The organism is Streptomyces sp. NPDC046759 (genome assembly GCF_040645475.1).
Lineage (GTDB): Bacteria > Actinomycetota > Actinomycetes > Streptomycetales > Streptomycetaceae > Streptomyces.
Genome location: NZ_JBEYYJ010000020.1, coordinates 64,997 through 88,535, shown reverse-complemented (window position 1 = coordinate 88,535; position 23,539 = coordinate 64,997). Strand labels below are relative to the sequence as shown.

The window sequence follows — 23,539 nt, the reverse complement described above, 5'->3', positions numbered from 1 at the left end:
CACTGGCCCGCCCCCGCGGAGGTCCCCATGGCCGGGCCTCCCCACCGACCCACCGACCACCGACCCACCGACCCGCACCGCATGCACCGCCGGCACCGCAGCACCGCAGCACCGCGAGCACCGCGAGCACCGTCGGCCACCGCCAGCACGGCAGGGACTTCACCCACCGCATCCAGCCATCACCCCGCCCCCGAGGCGCGATTGTGCTGGTGCGGCGGGCGAAGGGGAGCAAATGCTGGAATGCTGGACCTTTGTACGGACGCCCGCACGGACGGCCGTAGGGACGACCGCACGGACGGGCGTCGTCGGGAAGCGGGAACGGGCTTGGGGGGCCGGTAGGTCGTGGAGAACAGGGTGCGGGTGGTCATCGCCGAGGATTCAGTGCTGCTCAGGGAGGGCCTGACCCGGCTGCTGACCGACCGCGGGCACGACGTCGTGGCCGGCGTCGCCGACGCGGAGGCGCTGGTGAAGACCGTCTCCGATCTCGAGGCGCAGGGCGAGCTGCCCGACGTGGTCGTGGCGGACGTACGGATGCCGCCGACGCACACCGACGAGGGCGTACGGGCGGCCGTACGGCTGCGGAAGGCACACCCGGGGCTCGGGGTGCTGGTGCTGTCGCAGTACGTGGAGGAGCGCTACGCCACCGAGCTCCTGGCCGGTTCCAGCCGGGGCGTCGGCTACCTGCTCAAGGACCGGGTCGCCGAGGTGCGCGAGTTCGTGGACGCCGTGGTGCGGGTGGCCGAGGGCGGTACGGCGCTGGACCCGGAGGTGGTCGCGCAGCTGCTGGGCCGCAGCCGCAAGCAGGACGTGCTGGCGGGGCTGACCCCGCGGGAGCGCGAGGTGCTCGGCCTGATGGCGGAGGGGCGTACGAACTCGGCGATCGCCAGGCAGCTGGTCGTCAGTGACGGGGCCGTGGAGAAGCACGTCAGCAACATCTTCCTGAAGCTGGGCCTGGCTCCGAGCGACGGGGACCACCGGCGTGTTCTGGCCGTGCTGACGTATCTGAACTCCTGACCGAAAGACACTGTGCCGTCAGGGCGCCGGCCGAAGCGGCTTCCACGGGTACTCGGAGAGCAGACCGGAGGAGGCAAGCGGGTAACGACGTCCTGACACCTCGGCGCAACGCCGACTCGAAGACGTCCAATCCGTGGATCGCCTCGGGAAGGCGACCCTTACCGACGTAGGGTTGATCCTGGGATGGTCCCTGGGACGACCACGCCCCGGACAGCCGCCTCGAAGGAGGTCCAGTTCAGTGACCAGCCAGGTCAGCAGCCCAACGGAGCAGACCGACGAACCGGTCGTGGGAGAGCAGCGCAAACCGGGCGGCGCGAAGGACGTGCGGCGCCTGGACCGGGTGATCATCCGCTTCGCGGGGGACTCGGGCGACGGCATGCAGCTCACCGGTGACAGATTCACCTCGGAGACCGCGTCCTTCGGCAACGACCTCTCCACCCTGCCCAACTTCCCGGCCGAGATCCGCGCCCCCGCCGGCACCCTGCCGGGCGTCTCGTCCTTCCAGCTGCACTTCGCCGACCACGACATCCTCACCCCGGGCGACGCGCCGAACGTGCTGGTGGCGATGAACCCGGCCGCCCTGAAGGCGAACATCGGCGATCTGCCGCGCGGCGCCGAGATCATCGTCAACACGGACGAGTTCACCAAGCGCGCGCTGCAGAAGGTCGGCTACGCGGCCGACCCGCTCCAGGACGGCTCGCTCGACGGCTACAACCTCCACCCGGTGCCGCTGACCACCCTCACGGTGGAGGCGCTGAAGGAGTTCGACCTCTCCCGCAAGGAGGCCGAGCGCAGCAAGAACATGTTCGCCCTGGGCCTGCTGAGCTGGATGTACCACCGGCCCACCGAGGGCACCGAGAAGTTCCTGAAGTCGAAGTTCGCCAAGAAGCCGGACATCGCCGAGGCCAACATCGCGGCCTTCCGCGCGGGCTGGAACTTCGGCGAGACGACGGAGGACTTCGCGGTCTCCTACGAGGTCGCCCCGGCCGCCAAGGCCTTCCCCGTCGGCACCTACCGCAACATCTCCGGCAACCTCGCCCTGGCCTACGGCCTCGTCACCGCCTCGCAGCAGGCGGACCTGCCGCTGTTCCTGGGGTCGTACCCGATCACGCCGGCCTCGGACATCCTGCACGAGCTGAGCAAGCACAAGAACTTCGGTGTGCGGACCTTCCAGGCGGAGGACGAGATCGCGGGCATCGGCGCCGCTCTGGGCGCGGCCTTCGGCGGCTCGCTCGCGGTGACGACGACGTCCGGTCCCGGTGTCGCGCTGAAGAGCGAGACGATCGGCCTGGCGGTCTCCCTGGAGCTGCCGCTGCTGGTCGTCGACATCCAGCGCGGCGGCCCGTCCACCGGTCTGCCGACCAAGACCGAGCAGGCGGACCTGCTCCAGGCGATGTTCGGCCGCAACGGCGAGGCGCCGGTCCCGATCGTGGCGCCCAGGACGCCGGCGGACTGTTTCGACGCCGCCCTGGAGGCGGCCCGGATCGCGCTGACGTACCGCACGCCGGTGATGCTGCTCTCCGACGGCTATCTGGCCAACGGCTCGGAGCCGTGGCGGATCCCGGACCTGGACGAGCTGCCGGATCTGCGCGTCCGGTTCGCGTCGGGTCCGAACCACACCCTGGAGGACGGCACCGAGGTCTTCTGGCCGTACAAGCGGGATCCGCACACCCTCGCCCGGCCGTGGGCGATCCCGGGCACGCCGGGTCTGGAACACCGCATCGGCGGCATCGAGAAGCAGGACGGCACCGGCAACATCTCCTACGACCCCGCCAACCACGACTTCATGGTCCGCACCCGGCAGGCCAAGGTCGACGGCATCGAGGTCCCCGACATCGAGGTCGACGACCCGCACGGCGCGAAGACCCTCGTCCTGGGCTGGGGTTCGACGTACGGCCCGATCACGGCTGCGGTACGGCGGCTGCGCACGGCCGGCGAGTCCATCGCGCAGGCCCATCTGCGCCACCTCAACCCCTTCCCGCGCAACCTCGGACAGGTGCTGAAGGGTTACGACAAGGTGGTCGTCCCGGAGATGAACCTCGGGCAGCTCGCCACCCTGATCCGGGCGAAGTACCTGGTCGACGCCCACTCCTACAACCAGGTCAACGGCATGCCGTTCAAGGCGGAACAGCTCGCCACGGCGCTGAAGGAGGCCATCGATGACTGACGCCACCAACGGGCTGCTGCAGCTGGTGCCCAAGGCCGAGGCCAAGCAGTCGATGAAGGACTTCAAGTCGGACCAGGAGGTGCGCTGGTGCCCGGGCTGCGGTGACTACGCGATCCTGGCCGCCGTGCAGGGCTTCATGCCGGAGCTGGGGCTGGCGAAGGAGAACATCGTCTTCGTCTCCGGCATCGGCTGTTCCTCCCGCTTCCCGTACTACATGAACACCTACGGGATGCACTCCATCCACGGCCGCGCCCCGGCGATCGCCACCGGCCTGGCCACCAGCAGACGGGACCTGTCGGTGTGGGTGGTCACCGGCGACGGCGACGCCCTGTCCATCGGCGGCAACCACCTGATCCACGCCCTGCGCCGCAACGTCAACCTCAAGATCCTGCTGTTCAACAACCGGATCTACGGCCTGACCAAGGGCCAGTACTCGCCGACCTCCGAACTCGGCAAGATCACCAAGTCGACGCCGATGGGTTCCCTGGACGCACCCTTCAACCCCGTGTCGCTGGCCATCGGCGCGGAGGCGTCCTTCGTGGCGCGCACCATCGACTCCGACCGCAAGCACCTGACAGAGGTGCTGCGCCAGGCCGCCGACCACCCCGGCACCGCGCTGATCGAGATCTACCAGAACTGCAACATCTTCAACGACGGCGCCTTCGACGCCCTGAAGGACAAGCAGCAGGCCGAGGAGGCCCTGATCCGCCTCGAGCACGGGCAGCCGATCCGCTTCGGCACCGACGGCGCGCGCGGCGTCGTACGCAGCAAGGCCACCGGGGACCTGGAGGTCGTCACGGTGACGGCGGAGAACGAGGGGGACATCGTGGTCCACGACGCCTGCGCCGCGTCGCCGACCACCGCCTTCGCCCTCTCCCGGCTCGCCGACCCCGACACCCTGCACCACACCCCGATCGGTGTGTTCCGCTCGGTCGACCGGCCGGTCTACGACACGGCGATGGCCGAACAGCTGGACACCGCGATCGAGCAGAAGGGCAAGGGCGACCTGGCCGCGCTGCTGGCCGGCGGCGACACCTGGACGGTCGTCGGCTGAGACCGCCGCCTACGTTCGGCTACGAGGCCCGGGACTGGATGTCCCGGGCCTCGTCGTACGCCCGGCGGGCCTGCTCCACCCGGTCCATGCGCTCGTGGGTCCACTCGGCGAGCCGGCGCACCTGATGCGCCGCCTCACGGCCGAGGCCGGTGAGCGAGTAGTCGACGCGGGGCGGGATGACCGGCTTGGCGTCCCGGTGGACCAGGCCGTCGCGCTCCAGGGTCTGCAGCGTCTGGGTGAGCATCTTCTCGCTCACGCCCCGTCCCCCGTAACGGCTGATCGCCCGGCGCAGCTCGCTGAACCGGTACGACCGCTCCAGCAGCTCGATCAGAACGAGGACACCCCAGCGGCTGGTGACGTGCTCCAGGACCAGCCGGTGGGGACACAGCGCCTCGGCGTCGTGGATCCGCTCGTTACTTACCGCCATGTCAGTACCTTACTTCAAAGTGGATACTATCCCGCAGTTAGCGCCCCTCCTAGGGTGGGTGCCCTACGGCAATCCCACAAGGAGTTCTGAATCATGAGCATCGTCGTCACCGGAGCCACCGGACACCTCGGCCGGCACGTCGTGGAGCAGCTGCTCGAGAAGGTTCCGGCCGGGCAGATCACCGCGATCGTGCGCGACGAGGCCAAGGCCGCCGACTTCGCGGCTCGCGGAGTGAAGACGGCCGTGGCCGACTACAACGTGCCCGCGACCTTCGACGGGCTGTTCACCGCCGGCGACAAGGTGCTGCTGATCTCCGGCAACGAGTTCGACAAGGGCCGGGTCGGGCAGCACCAGGTCGTCATCGACGCGGCGAAGGCGGCCGGCGTGGCGCTGCTCGCGTACACCAGCGCCCCGGGCAGCCTGACGGCCGCGCTGACGGACGATCACCGGGCCACGGAGGAGGCGCTGCTCGCCTCCTCTCTGCCGTACACCCTGCTGCGCAACGGCTGGTACCACGAGAACTACACCGAGAACCTGGCCCCGGTGCTGGAGCACGACGCGGTCGTGGCGGCCGCGGGCGAGGGCCGGGTCTCCTCGGCCTCCCGCGCCGACTACGCGGCCGCAGCGGTCGCGGTGCTGACCGGCGAGGGCCACGAGAACCGGACGTACGAGCTGGGCGGGGACGACGCGTGGAGCTTCGCCGAGTACGCGGCCGAGCTGAGCCGGCAGACCGGCCGGGAGATCGCCTACACCGCTGTGCCCGTCGAGACCCTCGGCCGCATCCTGACGGACGCCGGAGTGCCGGGGCCGCTGGCCGCGATCCTGGCCGGCGTGGACGCGTCGATCGAGAAGGGCGAGCTGGTGGTCTCCTCCGGGGACCTGGCGCGCCTGATCGGCCGTCCGACGACCCCGTTGGCCGAGGCGGTCACCGCCGCGCTCAAGGGCTGACCCGTCCCGGCATCCTCACCTGTCATGACCGTATAGCGATACGGGCATGACAGGCGGGGGTGCTCGGCGCTACCTTCGTTCTCGCGCGTGTGAGGCATGAAGGAGGGGCTGTGGCCGGGACGTCCAAGGGTGAGCACCACATAGGCCTGCTGAACGGTTTCGCCGCTTACGGCATGTGGGGCCTGGTACCCCTGTTCTGGCCCCTGCTGAAGCCGGCCGGGGCGGTGGAGATCCTCGCGCACCGGATGGTGTGGTCCCTGGCCGTCGTCGCCGTCGCGCTGCTCTTCGTACGGCGCTGGGCGTGGGCCGGGGAACTGCTGCGCCAGCCGCGCCGGCTCGCACTCGTCGCGGTGGCCGCCGCCGTCATCACCGTGAACTGGGGCGTCTACATCTGGTCCGTGAACTCCGGCCATGTGGTCGAGGCCTCCCTCGGGTACTTCATCAACCCGCTGGTGACCATCGCGATGGGCGTGTTGCTGCTGAAGGAAAGGCTGCGGCCCGCGCAGTGGGCGGCGGTCGCCACCGGCCTCGCCGCCGTCGTCGTCCTGACCGTCGGCTACGGCCGCCCGCCGTGGATCTCGCTCGTCCTCGCCTTCTCCTTCGCCACCTACGGCCTGGTCAAGAAGAAGGTCGCCCTCGGCGGTGTCGAGTCGCTGGCCGCCGAGACCGCGATCCAGTTCCTGCCCGCGCTGGGCTATCTGCTGTGGCTCGGCGGGCACGGCGGCGCGAGCTTCGTCGACGACGGCGCCGGGCACGCCGCCCTGCTGGCCTCCACCGGTCTGGTCACCGCAGTACCGCTGGTCTGCTTCGGCGCGGCGGCGATCCGCGTGCCACTGTCCACGCTGGGCCTGCTGCAGTACCTGGCCCCGGTCTTCCAGTTCCTGCTCGGCATCCTCTACTTCCACGAGGCCATGCCGCCCGAGCGCTGGGCCGGATTCGGGCTGGTCTGGCTGGCGCTGATGCTGCTCACGGGCGACGCGCTGCGGTCGGCGCGCCGGGGCGCCCGCACGCTCGCCGCGAAGACCGGTGTGCCGGGTGCCGCCGTCGCGGCCGACGCGGTCAGCACGGTGGGCGACGCGCCGACCGTGGTCTCCCCTCCCGAGACCGGTCCGGAGCCCGAGGCCGTGACACCGTGATGCGGCAAGGCTGAGGGAACGGACTCCTCCGGTGGCGGCCGCGGCTATAAGTGGTGCCATGACCGCCGAGACACCCGGGCCCACGCCTGCCCCACTGCACTGGAAACTCGTCATCGACGCGGGTGACCCGCACACCCAGGCCGACTTCTGGGCCGCCGCTCTGCACTACACGGCCGAGGACAACAGCGCGCTGATCGAACGGCTGCTGTCCGTCGGCGCGCTGACCGGTGAGGCCACGGTCGAGTACCACGGCCGGCCCGCCTTCCGTGACCTGATCGCCGTACGGCACCCCGACGACCCGTACGACCCGGGGACCGGCACCGGCCTCGGCCGGCGGCTGCTGTTCCAGCGCGTGCCGCAGGCGAAGACCACGAAGAACCGGCTCCACCTCGACCTGCACCCCGGCGAGGGCCGGCGCGCGGACGAGGTGGCCCGGCTGCGGGCTCTGGGCGCGCGGGTGCTGAACGAGGTGAAGGAACCCTCCGGCGAGTGGGTGGTCATGGCGGACCCGGAGGGCAACGAGTTCTGCGTGCACTAGCCCGTATGTCGGGCCCTGTGCGGGCCCGTACGGATACGGCCCCTGCCCCTCAAGTCCATGCGGCTGCTGTCCGTAGGCCTCCGGTGCATGCGTCTGCGGTGCCAACGACTGCGGTACCTACGGCTGCGGTGCCAACGGCTGCGGTGCCTTCGACTGCGGTACCTACGGCTGCGGTCCGCACGGCGCCGGGTGTCAGGCCTGTGCGGCGTGGGCCGCTCGGTCGGTCAGGCGGACCATGCGGGCGCGGGCGGACTCCAGCGGGCGCGGGTCGTCGGCGGCGGGACCGGGCTCGGTGGTGAGGTCCGTCCACAGCTCGATCAGGTCGCGGCCCAGCCGCAGCCCCTCCTCGGGATCGCGCACCGCGCGCCACGCCGTCGCCGCGCTCTGCACGTTGCCGTAGGCGGCCTCCGCGTCGCGCGCCTGCCGGCGCAGCCGGGCGAGGTCCAGCGACAGCCGGAAGGCGCGGCTCGGGTCGCCTCCCAAGTAGGCGATATAAGCCGACAGTTCGCGCAGGTGCAGCACTTCCGCGTGGCGGGCGCCCAGCACGCGGGTCGCCTCGGTGACCGTACGGTCGGCGAGTTCCGCCGCCGCCTCGATACGTCCGGACCGTACGGCCTCGTTGATCCGCCGCATCGGGTCGGTGAGCAGCTCGGCCCCCTCGGCCGTCTCGGTCACGGGCCCGTCCCCGAGCACCTCCTCGGCGACGGCGTCGAAGCCCCGGGGAGGGGTGTGGGTGGGCGCGGGGGCGGCGTCGACGACGGCTGTGGGGGCGGGGGGCGTGGAACCGCGGGGAGCGGTGGCTCGGGGTGTGGGGGCGATGGGCATGGGAGCAATGGGCATGGAGGACGCGGGTGCCGGCTCGGGCGCCGGGACGCCGGTGACGGGTGCCGGCGCCTCCGTGACCGGCATGACCGGCGCGGGGCCGAACCGGCCCGGTGGCGCCTGCACCGTCCCGCCGGGAGCCGGCTCGGGCCACTTCACGGGCGGGACATCCTGTGTACTCCTCGGCGAGGGCACGTCCGCCGTGCCCGGCTTCACCGGCGCCGCCACCCGGACCGCCTCCCCCGTGACCCGGCTCGAACCGTCCGCCGACACCTCAAGGGGAACCACACAGCCTGTCCGGTCGTCGCGGATCGTCACGCGCACGGGAGCACCGATGCTGATGGCCAGGCGCTGCAGGTGGTTGAGGACGGCCTGCTGGATCTCCTCGCCCGGCGCCGCCACCACCGACGTCCCGCCCACCGACGCGCCTCCCGCGCCGAACACCCGGACCGGTACCACCGCCGGATGCGCCACGGGCGGCTGCGCCCGCTTCTTCTCGAAGCTGAGTCGAGACATCGGTTTTTCCCTCACTCCCCCGGCGTCGCGATCCCTGTCGTACGCGTTCTGCCAACCAGTGTGTCGGCTCCCCACGGCTTCCGCGTCACCGCAGCGTCACAGCCTCGCACCAGCCGCACGCTGGCGCCCATTGCTTGCGTATGCATAAAATGCACACGTCATTATTCGGCGCACGACAGCACCCAACTGGGGGACCCATGAGCCGACGCTTCCTCTTCGTCCTGGGCAGCGCCCGCGCCGAGGGCAACACCGAGCTGCTGGCCCGCGCGGCCGCCGAGCAACTGCCCGCCGACGTCGAACAGCACTGGATCCGGCTGGCCGAGCACCCGCTGCCCGACTTCGCGGACCTGCGGCACGACACCGACCACATACGGCCGCCGTCGAACGGCGTCACGGATCTGCTGCTGGACGCCACGCTCGCGGCCACCGACATCGTGATCGCCTCGCCCCTGTACTGGTACTCCGTCTCCAGTCTCACCAAGCGCTACCTGGACCACTGGTCGGGCTGGCTGCGCACCCCCGGACTCGACTTCAGGGCGTCCCTGGCCGGCGGCACGCTCTGGGGCGTCGCCGCCCTCGCCGACGTGGAGCCGTCGGTCGCCGATCCGTACGTCGGCACGCTCAACAACTCGGCCGCCTACATGAGGATGCGCTTCGGCGGGGTGCTGCTCGGCAATGGCAGCGCACGCGGCGACATGCTGAAGGACGCCGACGCGCTGGCCCGTGCCAAGACGTTCTTCGCGCAGGAGGCGCCCCTGGCACGCTTCCCGTACGAAACGGCCGCCGGCTAGTGCTGTGACCGGAAAGGTTTGAGCCGGTGCACCTTTCCGGCCGCGGCACCAGGCGTTACGCGCTGATGTCCTTCGTCGTGAACCGCGCCCAGGCCGCCGAGCCGAACACCGCCGCGTACAGCGCCTGGAGGCCGAGGTTCTTCACCAGGTCGTCCCAGTAGACCGGGTCGCGCATCAGATCGGCGAAGGAAAGCCAGTAGTGGGAGAAGAAGTAGGGCCGCAGCGCGTGCAACTGGGGTATCTGGTCGAGGATCTGGACGGTGATGAGCAGACCGACAGTGGTGGCCATCGCCGCGATGCCGCTGCTCGTGAGGGTCGACACGAACAGGCCGAGCGCCGCCACGCCGACCAGCGAGGCGGCGACCACCAGGGCGATCAGCAGGGCCCGGCCCAGTCCCTCGGCGAAGCTGATCCGGGTGCCGGATATGGTCGTCAGGTCGCCGAGCGGGAACAGCAGCGCGCCCACGACCAGCGCCGTGACGGTGACGACCAGTGTGGCCAGCACACAGAAGGCTAGCACGGTCATGTACTTGGTGAGCAGCAGTCGGGTGCGGCCGGCCGGGGCGACCAGCAGATAGCGCAGGGTGCCCGCGCCCGCCTCGCCCGCTATCGCGTCACCCGCGACGACCCCGACGGCCATCGGCAGGAAGAACGGCAGCGTCGCGGCCAGCGCCGTGAACACCAGGAACAGGCCGTTGTTGGTGATCTGGGAGATGAACGCCGGGCCCGCGCCACCGTGGCCCGCCGTCGCGCCGTCCCTGGTCTCGATCTTCACCGCGATCCCGACCAGCACCGGCACCGCGCCCAGCACCGCGAGCAGGGAGAGGGTGCGCCAGCGGCGGAGGGTGGTGAGCAGTTCGCTGCGCAGCAGCCCGAACGTCCACAGCGGGCTCGGCCGGCGCACCGCCGGAACGGCGACGGTCTCAGCCCGCGACATCGAAGCCCTCCCCCGTCAGCGCCACGAACGCGTCCTCCAGCGACGCCCGTTCGACCGTGAATCCCCGGACCCGGACCCCCGCCGCTACCAAGGCTGCGTTCACCTCGGCGAGGTCCCGCGCGGGCGGTTCGCCGGTGACCCGGTCGCCGTCGGCGACGACGTCACCGACGCCCTGTTCCTTCAGCACCCGGGTCGCCTCGGCCGGATCCGGGGTGGTCACCACCAGCCGGCCGCGGGCACCGGCGGCCAGGTCGGCCACCTCGCCCTGGGTGACGAGCCGGCCCCGCGCCATGACCGCCGCGTGGGTGCAGACCTGCTCGATCTCGTCGAGGAGGTGGGAGGAGAGGAAGACGGTCGTGCCGTCGGCGGCCAGGTCGCGGATCAGGGTGCGGATCTCGCGCATGCCCTGCGGGTCGAGACCGTTGGTGGGCTCGTCCAGGACGAGCAGCCGGCGGGGCTGGAGCAGCGCGGCGGCGAGACCGAGGCGCTGTTTCATACCGAGCGAGTAGGCCTTCGCCTTCTTCCCGGCCACCGCCGCGAGGCCGACCCGGTCCAGTGCGGCGGCGACGCGGGCACGCCGGGTGCGGGGGTCGGCGGTCGGGTCGGCGGCGTCGTAGCGCAACAGGTTGTCCCGGCCGGAGAGGAAGCCGTACAGGGCCGGGCCCTCGATGAGCGCGCCGACCTGCGGGAGGACGGCGCGGGCCGCCCGGGGCATCGGGCGGCCCAGCACACGGGCGGTGCCCGCGGTCGGCTCGATCAGACCCATCAGCATGCGGATGGTGGTGGTCTTGCCCGAGCCGTTCGGACCGAGGAAGCCGAAGACGCTGCCCGCCGGGACGGTCAGGTCCAGGCTGTCGACGGCGAGTTGTCCGCCACGGTAGCGCTTGGTGAGGCCGCGCGTGGCGATGGCGCTCGCCTCCGGCTGCGCCGGGGCACGCTCCCCCGCGTCCCCCGCCTCCCGCTCCGGGGCGGACGGTCCGTCCATCGGCTCCCCCTCGATTCGTCCTCCCGTGAAAGGCCAACGAACGGTCACGGCCCGGCGTGCCCGCGGCGGATCACTTTCCCGCGTCCGCCGCCTTCACCAGGGCCGCCTTCGTCACCGCACCGGCGTAGACCTTGCCGTCGTCGGTGATCAGGGCGTTGACCAGGCGGGTGGAGAAGACCGTGCCCTTGCCGAACTTGCCGGAGACCTTGTCGCCGAGCGAGCCGAGGAAGCCGCCGAGGTCACCGGCCTTGGAGCCGCCGGTCGGCAGGCCGCCCTTGGCGCCGGTGTCGAAGGTGGCGATGGACGTCCAGCCCTTGCCGAGGACGTTGGCGGCGTTCATGCCCTTGCCGAAGCCCTCGCCGGGCATGCCCTTGCCGAAGCCCTCGCCGGGCTCGGGCGCGTGCTTGCGAGCCGCGGAGTCCGCCTTCTGCTCCGTCACCTTCGCGCCCTTGGGCGGAGTGAAGGCGAAGGTCGAACCGGCCGGCCTGGCGAAGGAGACCTGCGTGAAGCCCACGTCGAGGACGGCGGCGCCGCCGCTCTTCGGGGTCAGCGTGAACTTCAGCGGCATGCCCGTCTTCGCGTCGACGGCGATGCTGATCGCGCCGACCGTGGTGCCCGACTGCCGGGGCTTGATCAGCAGCTTGTAGGCGTCGCGGCCGGCGACCTGTTCGGTGCCGTCGACGGTGACGGACGTGGTGTCGTCCACCGACTTCAGCGCCTGGTCGGCGAAGTCCTTCGGCGTGGCCGGCGGCTCCGCCCGGTGGTCCTTGCCGGAGTCGGCCGAGGTGCCGTGGTAGACCTCGTCGCTCTTGCTGTCGTAGCCCCACACGTCCTTGCCGTCGTGGATGAGGCTGTACTCGGAGCCGCTCTGCAGCAGCGACAGCTTCTGCCTCTGCGGGCCGTCGGCGGCGACGCGCAGCGTGTGCGTGCCGGTGACCAGCGTGCTGAGCTGGGACTGCGGGTCGGCGGAGGAGCCGCCGGCCGAGCCCTTGGTGGCACCGGAGGCCAGGTTGTTCTCCAGGCCGCCGAGGTCGGGCAGGCCCAGGTCGGTGCTGACCCGCACGGTGCCGGACAGCTGCTGGACGTCCGACTTGGCGATCTTCTCGATGAGCTGCTGAGCGGTGATCTTCGGCAGATCGGGGTCTCCGGAGGCGGCGAGCGCCGGGACCAGCCCGATCGTGGCCGCCGCCACGCCCACCACCGCGACCGGGACCGCGTAACGGGCGGCCTTGCGGCGTCCGGCGTGCCGGTCCTCGTCTCGCGCGACGTCCCCCTGCACGGCGTCCACCGCGTCGTCGGATTCGTACGGTGCCATGTGTGCCTTACCTCCGTCGTCGGCGGCGGCTGTCCTCGCGCTGGTACATCCAGAGCCGCCATTCTCACCCGAATCGGTGAGGAGTGGTGATTTCCGTGGCTTCCATCTCACCAAACCGGCCTTGAGGATGCGTCAGACCACGGAGGCAACTCCGTGTACGCCTGCGGTATGACACGTGGGGGTCAGCGCCTCCCCCGACCCGTAAGGGTCTCACCGGAACGGACGGCGCCGTAAGGGGGCGTGCGGGGCCGTACGGCCGGCCGCGCCGGACGCCGTGACCCCGCGAGATGCTGGACGTCGCGATCCCGCGGGGTGCCGGCCGACGGGGTCGGCCGGGTGTCCGTGGTGGTCGGCAGGGTGTCGGCCCGGGGTGTCAGCCGTCGAATGGGCGCGGGTGTCAGCCGTCGCGATCGGCGCGAGTGTCAGCCGTCGCGATCGGCGCGAGTGTCAGCCGTCGCGATCGGCGCGGGTGTCAGCCGGCGCGGTGCACCACCGCGTCGCACAGCTCCATCAGCGCCGCCTTGGCGTCGCACTCCCGCAGCGGCGCCAGCGCGGCGCGGGCCTCCTCCGCGTACCGGACGGTGTCGCGGCGGGCCTGCTCCAGTGCGGGGTGCGCGCGCAGCGCGGCCAGCGCCTCGGCGTGGCGGCCGTCGTCGCTGAGGTCCGAGTCGAGCAGCTCGCACAGCGCGATGTCCTCGGGCAGCCTCAGCCGGGCCGCCCGCTCGCGCAGCCGTAGCACGGGCAGGGTCGCGATGCCCTCGCGCAGATCGGTGCCCGGGGTCTTGCCGGACTCGTGCGAGTCGGAGGCGATGTCCAGGACGTCGTCGGCGAGCTGGAAGGCGACTCCGAGCCGCTCGCCGTACTGGGTGAGCACGTCGACGACCGTCTCGTCCGCGCCCGACATCATGGCGCCGAACCGGCACGAGACCGCCACCAGTGAGCCCGTCTTGCCGCCGAGCACGTCCAGGTAGTGCTCGACCGGGTCGCGGCCGTCCGAGGGGCCGGCGGTCTCCAGGATCTGACCCGTGACCAGCCGCTCGAACGCGAGGGCCTGCACCCGGACCGCCTCGGGGCCGAGGTCGGCGAGGATCTGGGAGGCGCGGGCGAAGAGGAAGTCGCCGGTGAGGACCGCGACGGAGTTGCCCCAGCGGGTGTTGGCGCTGTCCACGCCGCGCCGTACGGCCGCCTCGTCCATGACGTCGTCGTGGTACAGCGTGGCGAGGTGGGTCAGCTCCACGACGACGGCCGAGGGGACGATGCCCGGCGCGTAGGGGTCGCCGAACTGGGCCGCGAGCATCACGAGGAGCGGCCTGAACCGCTTCCCACCGGCTCGCACGAGGTGCTGCGCGGCCTCCGTGATGAACGGGACCTCGCTCTTGGTGGCCTCGAGCAAGCCTTCCTCGACAGCCGTCAATCCGGCCTGGACATCGGCTTCCAGAGCCTGGTCCCGCACGCTCAGCCCGAACGGCCCGACGACGGTCACGAGGGGTCTCCTGTCTGCTGGTGTCTGCTGGCGATTACGCGGTTTGTCGATAGGTCGCTGCCATCACTCAAGTCAGCGTATCCGGTCCCTGTTCGATCACCGATAGCGCCCACCGGTCCAGCATGGGCGGTATCGGCTCATGACCGGTATGTTTTTGATCAAGGAATAAGAACCGACATCCATCGACTTAACCGGAGTGCACCCGCTTTGTCGCGAAGCGAGAAGCGAGCGGAGTAACGCCCGCACCCCCTTCGCGCCCGCCCGCACCCCCCTTCGCACTCGCCCACACACCCCTTCGTGCCCACCAGGACAACGACGGGCGCCACGCCACGGACTCCGCCATCCAGCCGATCCACCCGAATCACCCATGTCCGATTTGATGTATTTTGCGCTTTCGTGAATTGGGTCACTTCCGCCCCTCGGTGCCCCACACCCACCGGACCGACCTTTCACCTTGCCCCGTCGGCGAGTTGATGGTTGGCAACCGCAAAGGATCAAGTACCCCATAGCGCACAGATAAAGGCCAAATGGCGCTTTGTGTGAATCCAGTACTTGTTCCCGACATGTGCTCTCGCATACGTTCCGGCCGACGGGCGGACGCCGAATCCTGCCGCCGCCCGCGTGACCCACTCAACGAACTTTCGTACGGCAGGAGCGGGGGACCCAGGTAAGTCCGCCGGACCGGACGGCACACGCCACACCGGGACGGCTCGGGGTGAAGCCATGTCTCGTCCGAGGCACGGCCGGGCACCTCCCCGCCCGAACCCGACAGCTCACCTCGCAGGCGCCGGAGAGGACTTCCCCATGCCTGCTGCCGCTCAGCACCGCCGTTCCTGGAACAACCGCGTCGTCCGCGCCCTTGCCGTCGCCGGCACCGGCGCCGCCGTCCTCGCCGTGCCGCTCGTCGGCGCCACCAGCGCCTCCGCCGCCACGAGCACCACCGCCACCACGGCCTCCACCACCACCGCCGGGTACCCGAACAATCTCGACGGCTGGATCCGCAAGTCGCTCGCGATCATGGCCCAGAAGGGCATCCCGGGCAGCTACAACGGCATCTACCGCAACATCATGCGCGAGTCCTCGGGCAACCCGAACGCCATCAACCTGTGGGACTCCAACGCGGCCGCGGGCATCCCGTCCAAGGGTCTGCTCCAGGTCGTCGACCCGACGTTCAACACGTACCACGTGGCCGGAACGGCGTTCAACATCTACGACCCGGTCGCGAACATCACCGCCGCATGCAACTACGCCGCCGCGCGGTACGGGTCGATCGACAACGTCTTCAGCGCGTACTGACAGGCCGCGGTCCGGCAGGCCCGAGGCCTCCGGCCGCACGCCGGTGCACCGGCACGGCATCGGCCGCCCGGCACGCTCCCTCACCTGACGGACGGGGGCGTACCGGGCGGCCGTCGTGCATCCTCCCTCCTCCGCCGATCCGCGCCGGCTTCCCTCCGACCCGCGTCGGCCCTCGTCCCGCCTGCGTCGCCCCCGGCCGACGCCCCTCGGGCCTCCACCGGCCTGCGTCAGCCGTCCGCACCGGGTCTCGGCACACGCCCTCCGCTTCCGGACTCCGCTCACCCACTCCGTTTTCGGGCTCCCTCGGGCGGCCGCGTACTGATGTGCCGGTCAGTCGGTCGGGAACAGTCCTTCGAGGACGACGGCGATGCCGTCGTCCTCGTTCGACAAGGTGATCTCGTCGGCCGCCGCCTTCAGTTCGGGATGCGCGTTGGCCATGGCGACCCCGCGCCCGGCCCACTCGAACATCGGGATGTCGTTGGGCATGTCGCCGAACGCCAGGGCCTCCTCGGCCGCGATCCCGAGCCGCTCGGCGGCCAGGGCGAGCCCCGTCGCCTTGGTCACCCCGGACGGCTGGAGCTCCACGGTCCCCGGCCCCGACATGGTGACCGTGGCCAGTGATCCCACCACCGCGCGCGCCACGGCCGCCAGCTCGTCGTCGGACAGGGTGGCATGGCGCAGCAGCACCTTGCTGATGGGCGCGCACCACAGGTCCTCGCGCCGCCCGACCCGCACCGCGGGCAGCGTCGGGTGCGGCATCAGATACCCGGGCTCGATGAGCGTGAGCCCGTCGACGCCGTCCTGGTCGACGGCCGCGTAGACCTGCCCCACCTCGGCCTCGATCTTGCCGAGCGCCGTCTCGGCCAGCTCCCGGTCCAGCCGCACCGACCACAGCAGGCGGCCGGCCCCGGCGTCGTAGACCTGGGCCCCCTGCCCGCACACCGCCAGCCCCGCGCAGCCGAGGTCAGTGAGGAGCGGCCGCACCCGTGGGGCCGGGCGGCCCGTCACCACCAGATGCCGGGCACCGGCCCGCGCCACCCGCGCGAGCGCGGCGAGCGACCGGTCGGAGACGGTGTCGTCGCCGCGCAGCAGCGTTCCGTCCAGGTCGGTGGCGATCAGTGCATATGCGGGGGAGGCTGCCATGATCAGAGAATACGGATACCGCGCCTGCCCGACTCACCTTGCCGGCCTGCGTACTTACGTGCTGGTCGACCCCAAGTCGTGTTCCCCTGACGCGGGTTCGCCCGCTTCCTCCCGCGTCTCTCCCAGCCCCGAGCCCGTGAGAGCGCTCCGACGCCTTCCGGGGGGCCGGGAGAGGGCGGCGGGCCAGGTCGGCCGTGCCAGGGCCCGGCCCGGTCCGCCGGACGCCTCAGCCGTGGGCCGCCGCCAGGTGTTTCGTCAGGCGCGGGGAGGCGAACTCCGTGCCGCAGACGAAGCGCATCACCGGGCCGTACGACGACGCGGCCGGCAAGCCGGTGAAGTACAGGCCGGGGACGGAGGACACATACCCGGGACCGAGTTTCGGTGTGCCGCGGCTCACCGCGAGGCGGGTGCGCAGTTCGTGCCCGAGGAAGTCCATGGCCGCGAGGTCGACGCGGTAGCCGGTGGCGGCGATGACGTGGTCGGCGGTGAGCCGCTCGGTGTGCCCGCCGTGGCTGCGAACGGTGAGGACCGGGCTGCCGTCCGGCGCCTCGGCGGCCATGACCCGCTCGACGTCCTGCACCTGCACCGCGCTCTCGAAGCGCTCGCGCAGCCACCAGGCGCCGAGCGGCCCGAGGACCCGGCGGACCAGGAAGTGGCGGGTGGCCTCCGGCAGATAGCGGTAGGGGTGCGGGTAGTAGCTGAACGCCCACAGCGACCAGGCGCGGCCGAAGGGGGACTCCGGGCGCAGCTTCGGCTGGCCCCACGGCGGGGCGCCGAAGGCGACCCGGCCACGGCCGCGCGCGACCACACGCACGCGTGCCCCCGCCTCGGCGGCGAGCGCGGCCGTCTCCAGCGCGGACTGGCCCGCGCCGACCACGATCAGTTCCTTGCCGGCGAAACGGCTCAGGTCGTGGTGCTGGGAGCTGTGCGAGACCGGTCCCGTGGGCGCCGGTCCGTCGGCCACGGCCCCCGCGAGCTCCGGGGGCAGATGCTCCAGTCCCGACAGGCCGGTGGCGACGACGACCGCGCGCGCCGTGAACACCTCGCCCGAGTCCAGCTTCAGTTCGAAGCCGCCGCTCTTGTCACGGTCCACGGACACGACCCGCACCCGCTCCAGGCCGGGGACCAGTTTCTGCTGGAACCACTCGCCGTAGGCGATGAACGTCTCCACCGGGATGATGTCCTCGTCGCTCACCAGCCGGCGGATCCCCGCGACGTCGCAGTAGTCGGCGAGGGTGTGACCCGGCTGCGGGCAGTCGAGACTCGAGGCGGCGGGCGTCGATTTCAGGAGCATGCCCTCGGGCATGTGGTCGCGCCAGCTGACCATGGGGTCGCCGAAGACCCGGACGGGCAGGCCGCGCGCCCGCAGATGGGCGGCGGTGGACAGACCGAACGGCCCCGCCCCGATCACTGCAACCGGTCGTGTCACGAAGTCCCTCCCCAGGACATGCTGCGCCACTGTCACGGTGGCTTTGCCTACTTCGTGGAGGTACCGCTGCCGCGGCGGTTGGTCCGCCACAGCTGGTAGAGGTGCTTCGCGCCCGGGCGCACGAAGCGTGCGAGCATCGTGAGGAACGGCAGCGGGTCGTCACCCGCGAGCCACGCCAGCTCCGTCCCGCTCGCCCTCGCCGGTGCGTGCGGCGTGGTGTAGCCGCTGCGGCGGTAGGCGAGGAGGGCGGGGAAGTCGATGTTCTCCACGACGTAGCGCTGGCCGGCGCGCTGTTCCCCCTCCGGAACGGAACGGCCGGTCAGGTTCAGGTGCATGGCGCGTACGACGTCCACTCCGGACTCGTTCTCGAAGAGGCGGAACTGGGCGCCCATGCGCGGGTTGAAGTCGAGGAGCTTGTACTGTCCGTCGCGCCGATCGAAGCGCAGGTCCAGGTCGATGATGCCGCTGTAGCCGATCTGTTTGATGAAACGCGCGGCGAGGTCGGTGAGTTCCGGGTTGTCGACGACGTACGCGTTCGCCGTCATGCCGGCGTGCGGCGGCCACGAGCGGACCTTGACGCCGGTGAACAGCGCGAGCGGGATCGAGTCCTGGTCGAAGCAGCCGTGCACGATCCAGTCCTCGGCCTCCTCCCGCGGCAGGTACTCCTGGAGGATCACGCCCGGCCGCGCGCCCCAGTCGCGGGCGAGGGCGAGCAGGCCCTCACGGGTGGCGATCCTCGTGGTGCCGCCCACGGCGGGACGTTCACGCCGGACGAACGCCTCGCGGTTCTTGGCCACCACCGGGAAGCGGGCCGTGTCGGCGAAGGCGACGATGTCCTCGTACGACTCCGGGAACGCGGACGCGGGGCTCACGATGCCATGTTCCTCGCACAACTCGTGCAGGCCCTGCTTGCTGGCGAGCCGGCGCGGCAGCGCGGGGTCGACCCGCGGGAAGAGGAAGGAACCGGCCAGCTCGTCCTGGTGCTCGGCGATCAGTACGGCGGCCTCCTCGTCGGTCGGGACGAGGACGGTGGGGCGGCCGATGCGGCGGCCGATGCGCAGCAGGCCCTCGACCAGGTGGCCCGGGTCCTCCGCACCGGTCGTCGGCCACACGAAGGCCTTCTTCAGATAGCGCGAGGAAGCCGCGGGCGTGTACGCGTCCTCCGTGATGGCGTACATGGGCACGCCCAGCCGGCCCAGGCTGCGGATCGCGCCGACGCCGCCGTGGTGCAGCGGATAGTCGCCGAATTTGACGATCAGTCCAGGCACGTCGCGGTCCGCCTCGAACGGCACACCGACGGTGTTTCCGGCCACGGGTCCCCCCACGTGTCCCCCCAATGGAACGGACCCACCCCGTCCGTGTCCCGAAAGGACGCTAAGCCGGAATTGCCGCCTCCGACAAGACCTATTCGGACATTGCGAACTCTTTAGACAGGGTGCGAGCAACCTTTCGAAGCCCCTTCGAGACGCGCCTTTCGGACATCTCTCGAGGTGCCGCTCGATGCCACATGGGTGGACTGCCCAAGACACGCATCCCGGCCGTAACGTGTGCCGCGACCACATGGAAGATCGCCATGCACGGCCCGGATGAGAGTGAGGCAGCACCCCATGCCCCCCTTCGACGTCCCCGAGGGCGACCCCTTCGGCCCGCACAACCTCCCCTACGGCGTGTTCTCGCCCTCCGGCAGCACGGAGCGGAGGATCGGCGTCCGGCTCGGGGACCAGGTCCTCGACGCGGGCGCCGCGGCCGCCGCCCTCGGCTCACCGCACCACGCGCTGCTCGCGCGGCCCACCCTCAACACGCTCCTGGCCGCCGGCCGCCCGGCCTGGTCGGAGGTACGGCGGGCCATCACGGCCTGGGTCACCGACCCCTCGCACCGCGAGGCCGTCGAGCCGCTGTTCCACCCGCTGGCCGAGGTGACCCTGCACCTGCCCTTCGAGGTGGCGGACTACGTCGACTTCTACGCCTCGGAGAACCACGCCCGTAACGTCGGCCGGATCTTCCGCCCGGACGCCGAGGACTCCCTCACCCCCAACTGGAAGCACCTGCCGATCGGCTATCACGGCCGCTCCGGCACGGTCGTCGTCTCGGACACGGACGTCGTACGGCCCTCCGGACAGCGCAAGTCCCCGGCCGACCCGGCGCCGGTCTTCGGCCCGTCGATCCGGCTGGACATCGAGGCGGAGGTCGGCTTCGTCGTGGGCGTGCCGTCCCAGCTGGGCCGGCCGGTCGCGCTGGGCGAGTTCCGCGACCACGTCTTCGGGCTGTGCCTGCTGAACGACTGGTCCGCGCGGGACATCCAGGCCTGGGAGTACGTGCCCCTCGGTCCCTTCCTCGGCAAGTCCTTCGCGACCTCGGTGTCGGCGTGGATCACCCCGCTGGACGCGCTGGAGCACGCGCGCGTGGCGCCGCCGGAGCGCACGCACCCGCTGCTGCCCTACCTGGACGACTCGGCGCCCGGCATCGAGGCCGGCGGGTACGACCTGCGGATCTCCGTCGCCATCAACGGCCATGTGGTCTCCGAGCCGCCTTTTTCGACCATGTACTGGACCGCGGCCCAGCAGCTCGCCCACATGACGGTGAACGGCGCCTCGCTGCGCACCGGCGACCTGTACGGCTCGGGCACGGTGAGCGGCCCGGAGGAACGCCAGCGCGGCTCACTGCTGGAACTGACCTGGAACGGCCGCGATCCCCTCGAACTCCCGGACGGCAAGCGGGCCTTCCTGGAGGACGGCGACGTGGTGACCTTGTCGGCCTGGGCCCCCGGAGCGGACGGGCGCCGGGTCGGCCTGGGAGAGGTCAGCGGGCGGGTCGTGACGGGGTGAAGGACCATCTCGTGGCGAGACGTTGACACAGGTTCACCGGGCCGAGCATCCGGTGCTCACCGCTCGAGACAAGCGGTGAGCACCAGGCATACGCGGTCACCGGCGTGCGCGTCGGCGGCGCGCTGACCGCACCCGCCCGGGGAGCCGTAGGCACCGCCGGTCTCACGCCGCGCCGGGTCCCTGCTCATGGGCCGCCCCGGACGGCCTGGCTGCTCGTCGTCCTCGCGGTGGCCCAGGTGGCGTTGCCGGCGGCGGCCGGAGCGATCGCCTCGGCGGACTGCGCGCTGGAGGCGGTGCGTCAGGCCTTGCGCGACCGGGAGACGGGAAAGTTGCCGGTCCTGCCGGGACAGACGCGCAAGCAGTCCGCTGTACGGAGGCGGAGGGGCCGGACGTGACGGGGCACAAGCGGCCGGAACCACGCAACGGATCACCGCCGGGACCTGACTCCCGCCGCCCCTCCCCGTCATACTGGGCGGACACGCACCACGCGGCGCGCCCTCGGCGCACCGCCCCGCACCACCCGGCACCCGCGCAACTCTCCGACCAGGAACCGGAGCCCCGGCATGACCGTCTGCCTGCTCCTGCTGAGCGTCCTCGCCCTGACGGCCGCCCTGGCGGCGCCGCGCGCGCTGACACGTGCGGCATGGCCCGAGCGGGAACCCGTAGTCGCGCTGTGGGTGTGGCAGTGCCTGGTCGCCACCGTCCTGCTGTGCTGCCTGGCCGCACTGGTCCTGGGCGCGGCGGCCGTCTTCCACACCGTCCGCGACCGCGTGTTCGCCCCCGCGCCGCCCTCCGTCACCGCCGCCTACGACCTCTCCTCCGCACCGGTGTGGGCCGCCGCCCTCACCGTACTGCTGGCCTGTGGGGCCGCCTGGACGACGGCGATGCTGGCCAGGGAACTCGCCGAGGCCCGCCGCAGCCGCGGCCAGGCCCGCGCCCAACTGCGGGAGCGCGCTCCCGACCTGCCGGCCGGACTGCCGGCGGCGCGCGGCCCCATGCTGGTGCTGGAGGACGAGTACCCGGACGCCTGGTGGATGCCCGGGCACCCGCCACAGCTCGTCGTCACGACAGGGGCACTGCAGCGCCTCACCGACCACCAGCTGGACGCCGTCCTCACCCACGAGCGCGGGCACGCGCGTGCCCACCACGACTGGCTGCTCCACCTGTCCACCGCGCTCGCCACGGGCTTCCCGCGCGTACCGCTGTTCGCCCACTTCTGCGACCAGACGCACCGTCTGGTCGAGCTCGCCGCCGACGACGCCGCGTCCCGACGCTGCGGGCACCTCACCACGGCTCTGGCGCTGATCGAGCTGAACCAGCACCGGGGCGTCCTGTCGTGCGACTCCAGCCGCCGCCTCCTCGGGGAACGCGTGGACCGGCTCCTGGAGCCGCCGCCGCGGCTGCTGCGCCGGCACCGGGCCCTGACGACGACGGTGGCCGCGCTGGTGCCACTGCTCCCGCTCCTGATCACGTTCGCTCCAGGGCTGACAGCCCTGGGCTGAGTGGCGCACCCGGTGGCAGATCTTCCCGACCGGCGATGAAAAGCTGCAGGTGAGCGGCCCATTCGACGCGCCCTCACCTGGCGCAACACTTCGGCAACACCACTTTCCCTACCGCATCGGTATGGTTCCAGCCATGCCAGCCACCGACCGCCCCCGAGACCACGCCGGTCAGGGCGCAGCGACCACCGTCGCCGCCCACCGCACGCGTCGCCGGCTGCGGGCGGACCGGGCCCGGCAGCTCGCCGACCTGCTGCGCCACCAGATCCTCAGCGGCGTCTTCCAGAGCGGCCCCCTCCCCCACGAGTCGACTCTCGCCACCGACTACCGCGCCTCGCGCAACACCGTCCGCCAGGCCCTGGACCTGCTCCGCGCCGAGGGCCTGGTCGAACGGCTGCCCGGCGTCGGCACCGTGGTCGTCGCCCGGAAGTACCCGCACGGGCTCGACCGGCTGATGGGCCTCGCGGAAACCCTGCGCGAACACGGCCGCGTCACCAACGAGGTCCGCACCATGGGCCCCGCACCCGCACCCGCACCGGTGGCCGACCGCCTCCGCATCCCCGCCGGCACCGACGTCCTCTACATCGAGCGTCTGCGCCGCCTGAACGGTCTCCCCCTCTCCCTCGACCTCACCTACATCCCGCTCGACATCGGCACCGCCCTGCTCGGCGCCGATCTGGAGAACACCGATGTCTTCCGCCTCCTGGAAGCCATCACCGGCCGGCGCCTCGGCCACGCGGAGATCACCCTGGAGGCGGTGAACGCGGACACCCACTCCGCCGCCGTCCTCCAGGCCCCTCGCGGCGCCGCCGTACTCATGCTGGAACGCCTCACCCACCTCGCCGACGGCCGCCCCGTCGACCTGGAGTTCATCCGCTTCCGCGGAGACCGGATCACCATGAGCGGTCTGCTCCACCGGTCGTAGAACAACCACCACGCTCAGACCCTGCCTGCACGTTTCCTGGAGACAGCCATGCCCTTGGCGCCCCAGCGGGCCGACGTGCCCGTGACCATCGACGAGTCGAAGTGCATCGACGGCTGCACTCTCTGCGTGGACATGTGCCCGCTGGACTCCCTCGCCATCGACGAGAACAACGGCAAGGCGTACATGCACGTCGACGAGTGCTGGTACTGCGGCCCGTGCGCGGCCCGCTGCCCCACCGGAGCCGTCACGGTCAACATGCCCTACCTGCTCCGGTGAGAGGTCCAACCAC

At 71.4% G+C, this 23,539-nt stretch carries 21 protein-coding genes and 1 riboswitch; of the genes, 12 read left to right on the top strand and 9 right to left on the bottom strand.

Annotation, left to right across the window (positions count from 1 at the left end; all coding sequences use genetic code 11):
- The first annotated feature begins 354 nt into the window (after window positions 1-354).
- From ABZ919_RS25615 to ABZ919_RS25605, 3 genes are all read left to right on the top strand, one after another.
- Window positions 355-1,014: a response regulator transcription factor gene (locus ABZ919_RS25615; protein WP_361252289.1), complete on the top strand. Its 660-nt coding sequence runs from the start codon at window positions 355-357 to the stop codon at window positions 1,012-1,014.
- Between the two features lie 238 nt (window positions 1,015-1,252).
- Entirely contained in the window at window positions 1,253-3,181 is a 1,929-nt protein-coding gene (locus ABZ919_RS25610) for a 2-oxoacid:acceptor oxidoreductase subunit alpha (RefSeq protein WP_361252098.1), read from the top strand.
- Window positions 3,174-4,235: a 2-oxoacid:ferredoxin oxidoreductase subunit beta gene (locus ABZ919_RS25605; protein WP_361252095.1), complete on the top strand. Its 1,062-nt coding sequence runs from the start codon at window positions 3,174-3,176 to the stop codon at window positions 4,233-4,235. The genes ABZ919_RS25610 and ABZ919_RS25605 overlap by 8 nt, the downstream gene beginning before the upstream one ends.
- 19 nt (window positions 4,236-4,254) lie before the next feature.
- Here ABZ919_RS25605 and ABZ919_RS25600 read toward each other — a convergent pair whose 3' ends face one another.
- Window positions 4,255-4,662, bottom strand: a complete 408-nt coding sequence (locus ABZ919_RS25600) for a helix-turn-helix domain-containing protein (RefSeq protein WP_361252093.1) — start codon at window positions 4,660-4,662, stop codon at window positions 4,255-4,257.
- A 93-nt stretch (window positions 4,663-4,755) separates the two neighbouring features.
- On the opposite strand from ABZ919_RS25600, the gene ABZ919_RS25595 reads away from it, so the two are divergent.
- The 3 genes from ABZ919_RS25595 to ABZ919_RS25585 all read left to right on the top strand — a co-directional run bounded on the left by ABZ919_RS25595 (window position 4,756) and on the right by ABZ919_RS25585 (window position 7,284).
- Entirely contained in the window at window positions 4,756-5,610 is an 855-nt protein-coding gene (locus ABZ919_RS25595) for an SDR family oxidoreductase (RefSeq protein WP_361252090.1), read from the top strand.
- Between the two features lie 110 nt (window positions 5,611-5,720).
- The gene (gene rarD, locus ABZ919_RS25590; RefSeq protein WP_361252087.1) at window positions 5,721-6,746 is read left to right on the top strand and encodes an EamA family transporter RarD; all 1,026 of its coding nucleotides are present in this window, start codon (window positions 5,721-5,723) and stop codon (window positions 6,744-6,746) included.
- Between the two features lie 58 nt (window positions 6,747-6,804).
- Complete coding sequence (locus ABZ919_RS25585) at window positions 6,805-7,284, top strand: VOC family protein (protein WP_361252085.1); 480 nt, start codon at window positions 6,805-6,807, stop codon at window positions 7,282-7,284.
- 192 nt (window positions 7,285-7,476) lie between these two features.
- On the opposite strand, the gene ABZ919_RS25580 is transcribed toward ABZ919_RS25585, so the two are convergent.
- The gene (locus tag ABZ919_RS25580; protein ID WP_361252082.1) at window positions 7,477-8,622 is read right to left on the bottom strand and encodes a hypothetical protein; all 1,146 of its coding nucleotides are present in this window, start codon (window positions 8,620-8,622) and stop codon (window positions 7,477-7,479) included.
- A 197-nt stretch (window positions 8,623-8,819) separates the two neighbouring features.
- Here ABZ919_RS25580 and ABZ919_RS25575 point away from each other — a divergent pair, with 197 nt between their 5' ends.
- Window positions 8,820-9,413, top strand: a complete 594-nt coding sequence (locus tag ABZ919_RS25575; RefSeq protein ID WP_361252079.1) for an NAD(P)H-dependent oxidoreductase — start codon at window positions 8,820-8,822, stop codon at window positions 9,411-9,413.
- Between the two features lie 55 nt (window positions 9,414-9,468).
- Here the strand turns inward: ABZ919_RS25575 and ABZ919_RS25570 are convergent, their stop codons facing one another.
- The 4 genes from ABZ919_RS25570 to ABZ919_RS25555 all read right to left on the bottom strand — a co-directional run bounded on the left by ABZ919_RS25570 (window position 9,469) and on the right by ABZ919_RS25555 (window position 14,133).
- Complete coding sequence (locus ABZ919_RS25570) at window positions 9,469-10,350, bottom strand: ABC transporter permease (protein WP_361252076.1); 882 nt, start codon at window positions 10,348-10,350, stop codon at window positions 9,469-9,471.
- Window positions 10,337-11,335 (bottom strand): ABC transporter ATP-binding protein, encoded by a 999-nt coding sequence (locus ABZ919_RS25565; RefSeq protein WP_361252073.1) that lies wholly within the window; start codon window positions 11,333-11,335, stop codon window positions 10,337-10,339. The genes ABZ919_RS25570 and ABZ919_RS25565 overlap by 14 nt, the downstream gene beginning before the upstream one ends.
- Window positions 11,336-11,405: 70 nt before the next feature.
- Complete coding sequence (locus tag ABZ919_RS25560; protein ID WP_361252070.1) at window positions 11,406-12,650, bottom strand: DUF2092 domain-containing protein; 1,245 nt, start codon at window positions 12,648-12,650, stop codon at window positions 11,406-11,408.
- A gap of 472 nt (window positions 12,651-13,122) precedes the next feature.
- Window positions 13,123-14,133, bottom strand: a complete 1,011-nt coding sequence (locus ABZ919_RS25555) for a polyprenyl synthetase family protein (RefSeq protein ID WP_361252067.1) — start codon at window positions 14,131-14,133, stop codon at window positions 13,123-13,125.
- Between the two features lie 621 nt (window positions 14,134-14,754).
- Window positions 14,755-14,933, top strand: a riboswitch (cyclic di-AMP (ydaO/yuaA leader).
- A gap of 4 nt (window positions 14,934-14,937) precedes the next feature.
- Between ABZ919_RS25555 and ABZ919_RS25550 the strand changes: the two genes are divergently transcribed.
- Window positions 14,938-15,429 (top strand): transglycosylase SLT domain-containing protein, encoded by a 492-nt coding sequence (locus ABZ919_RS25550; protein ID WP_361252064.1) that lies wholly within the window; start codon window positions 14,938-14,940, stop codon window positions 15,427-15,429.
- Between the two features lie 330 nt (window positions 15,430-15,759).
- Here the strand turns inward: ABZ919_RS25550 and ABZ919_RS25545 are convergent, their stop codons facing one another.
- The 3 genes from ABZ919_RS25545 to ABZ919_RS25535 form a co-directional block, all read right to left on the bottom strand.
- The gene (locus ABZ919_RS25545) at window positions 15,760-16,572 is read right to left on the bottom strand and encodes an HAD family hydrolase (RefSeq protein ID WP_361252061.1); all 813 of its coding nucleotides are present in this window, start codon (window positions 16,570-16,572) and stop codon (window positions 15,760-15,762) included.
- A 226-nt stretch (window positions 16,573-16,798) separates the two neighbouring features.
- A complete protein-coding gene (locus tag ABZ919_RS25540; RefSeq protein ID WP_361252058.1) occupies window positions 16,799-18,001 on the bottom strand; it encodes an FAD-dependent oxidoreductase in 1,203 nt (400 codons plus the stop codon).
- Window positions 18,002-18,048: 47 nt separating this feature from the next.
- Window positions 18,049-19,293 carry an ATP-grasp domain-containing protein gene (locus tag ABZ919_RS25535; RefSeq protein WP_361252286.1) on the bottom strand — a complete coding sequence of 415 codons (1,245 nt, stop codon included), beginning with the start codon at window positions 19,291-19,293 and terminating at the stop codon, window positions 18,049-18,051.
- 315 nt (window positions 19,294-19,608) lie between these two features.
- Between ABZ919_RS25535 and fahA the strand changes: the two genes are divergently transcribed.
- From fahA to ABZ919_RS25515, 4 genes are all read left to right on the top strand, one after another.
- Window positions 19,609-20,826, top strand: coding sequence for a fumarylacetoacetase (gene fahA, locus ABZ919_RS25530; RefSeq protein ID WP_361252056.1), 1,218 nt, complete (start codon window positions 19,609-19,611; stop codon window positions 20,824-20,826).
- A 563-nt stretch (window positions 20,827-21,389) separates the two neighbouring features.
- Window positions 21,390-22,328: a M56 family metallopeptidase gene (locus ABZ919_RS25525; RefSeq protein ID WP_361252053.1), complete on the top strand. Its 939-nt coding sequence runs from the start codon at window positions 21,390-21,392 to the stop codon at window positions 22,326-22,328.
- Window positions 22,329-22,461: 133 nt separating this feature from the next.
- Entirely contained in the window at window positions 22,462-23,250 is a 789-nt protein-coding gene (locus ABZ919_RS25520) for a GntR family transcriptional regulator (protein WP_361252051.1), read from the top strand.
- 48 nt (window positions 23,251-23,298) lie between these two features.
- Window positions 23,299-23,526: a ferredoxin family protein gene (locus ABZ919_RS25515; RefSeq protein ID WP_361252048.1), complete on the top strand. Its 228-nt coding sequence runs from the start codon at window positions 23,299-23,301 to the stop codon at window positions 23,524-23,526.
- Window positions 23,527-23,539: the final 13 nt, after the last annotated feature.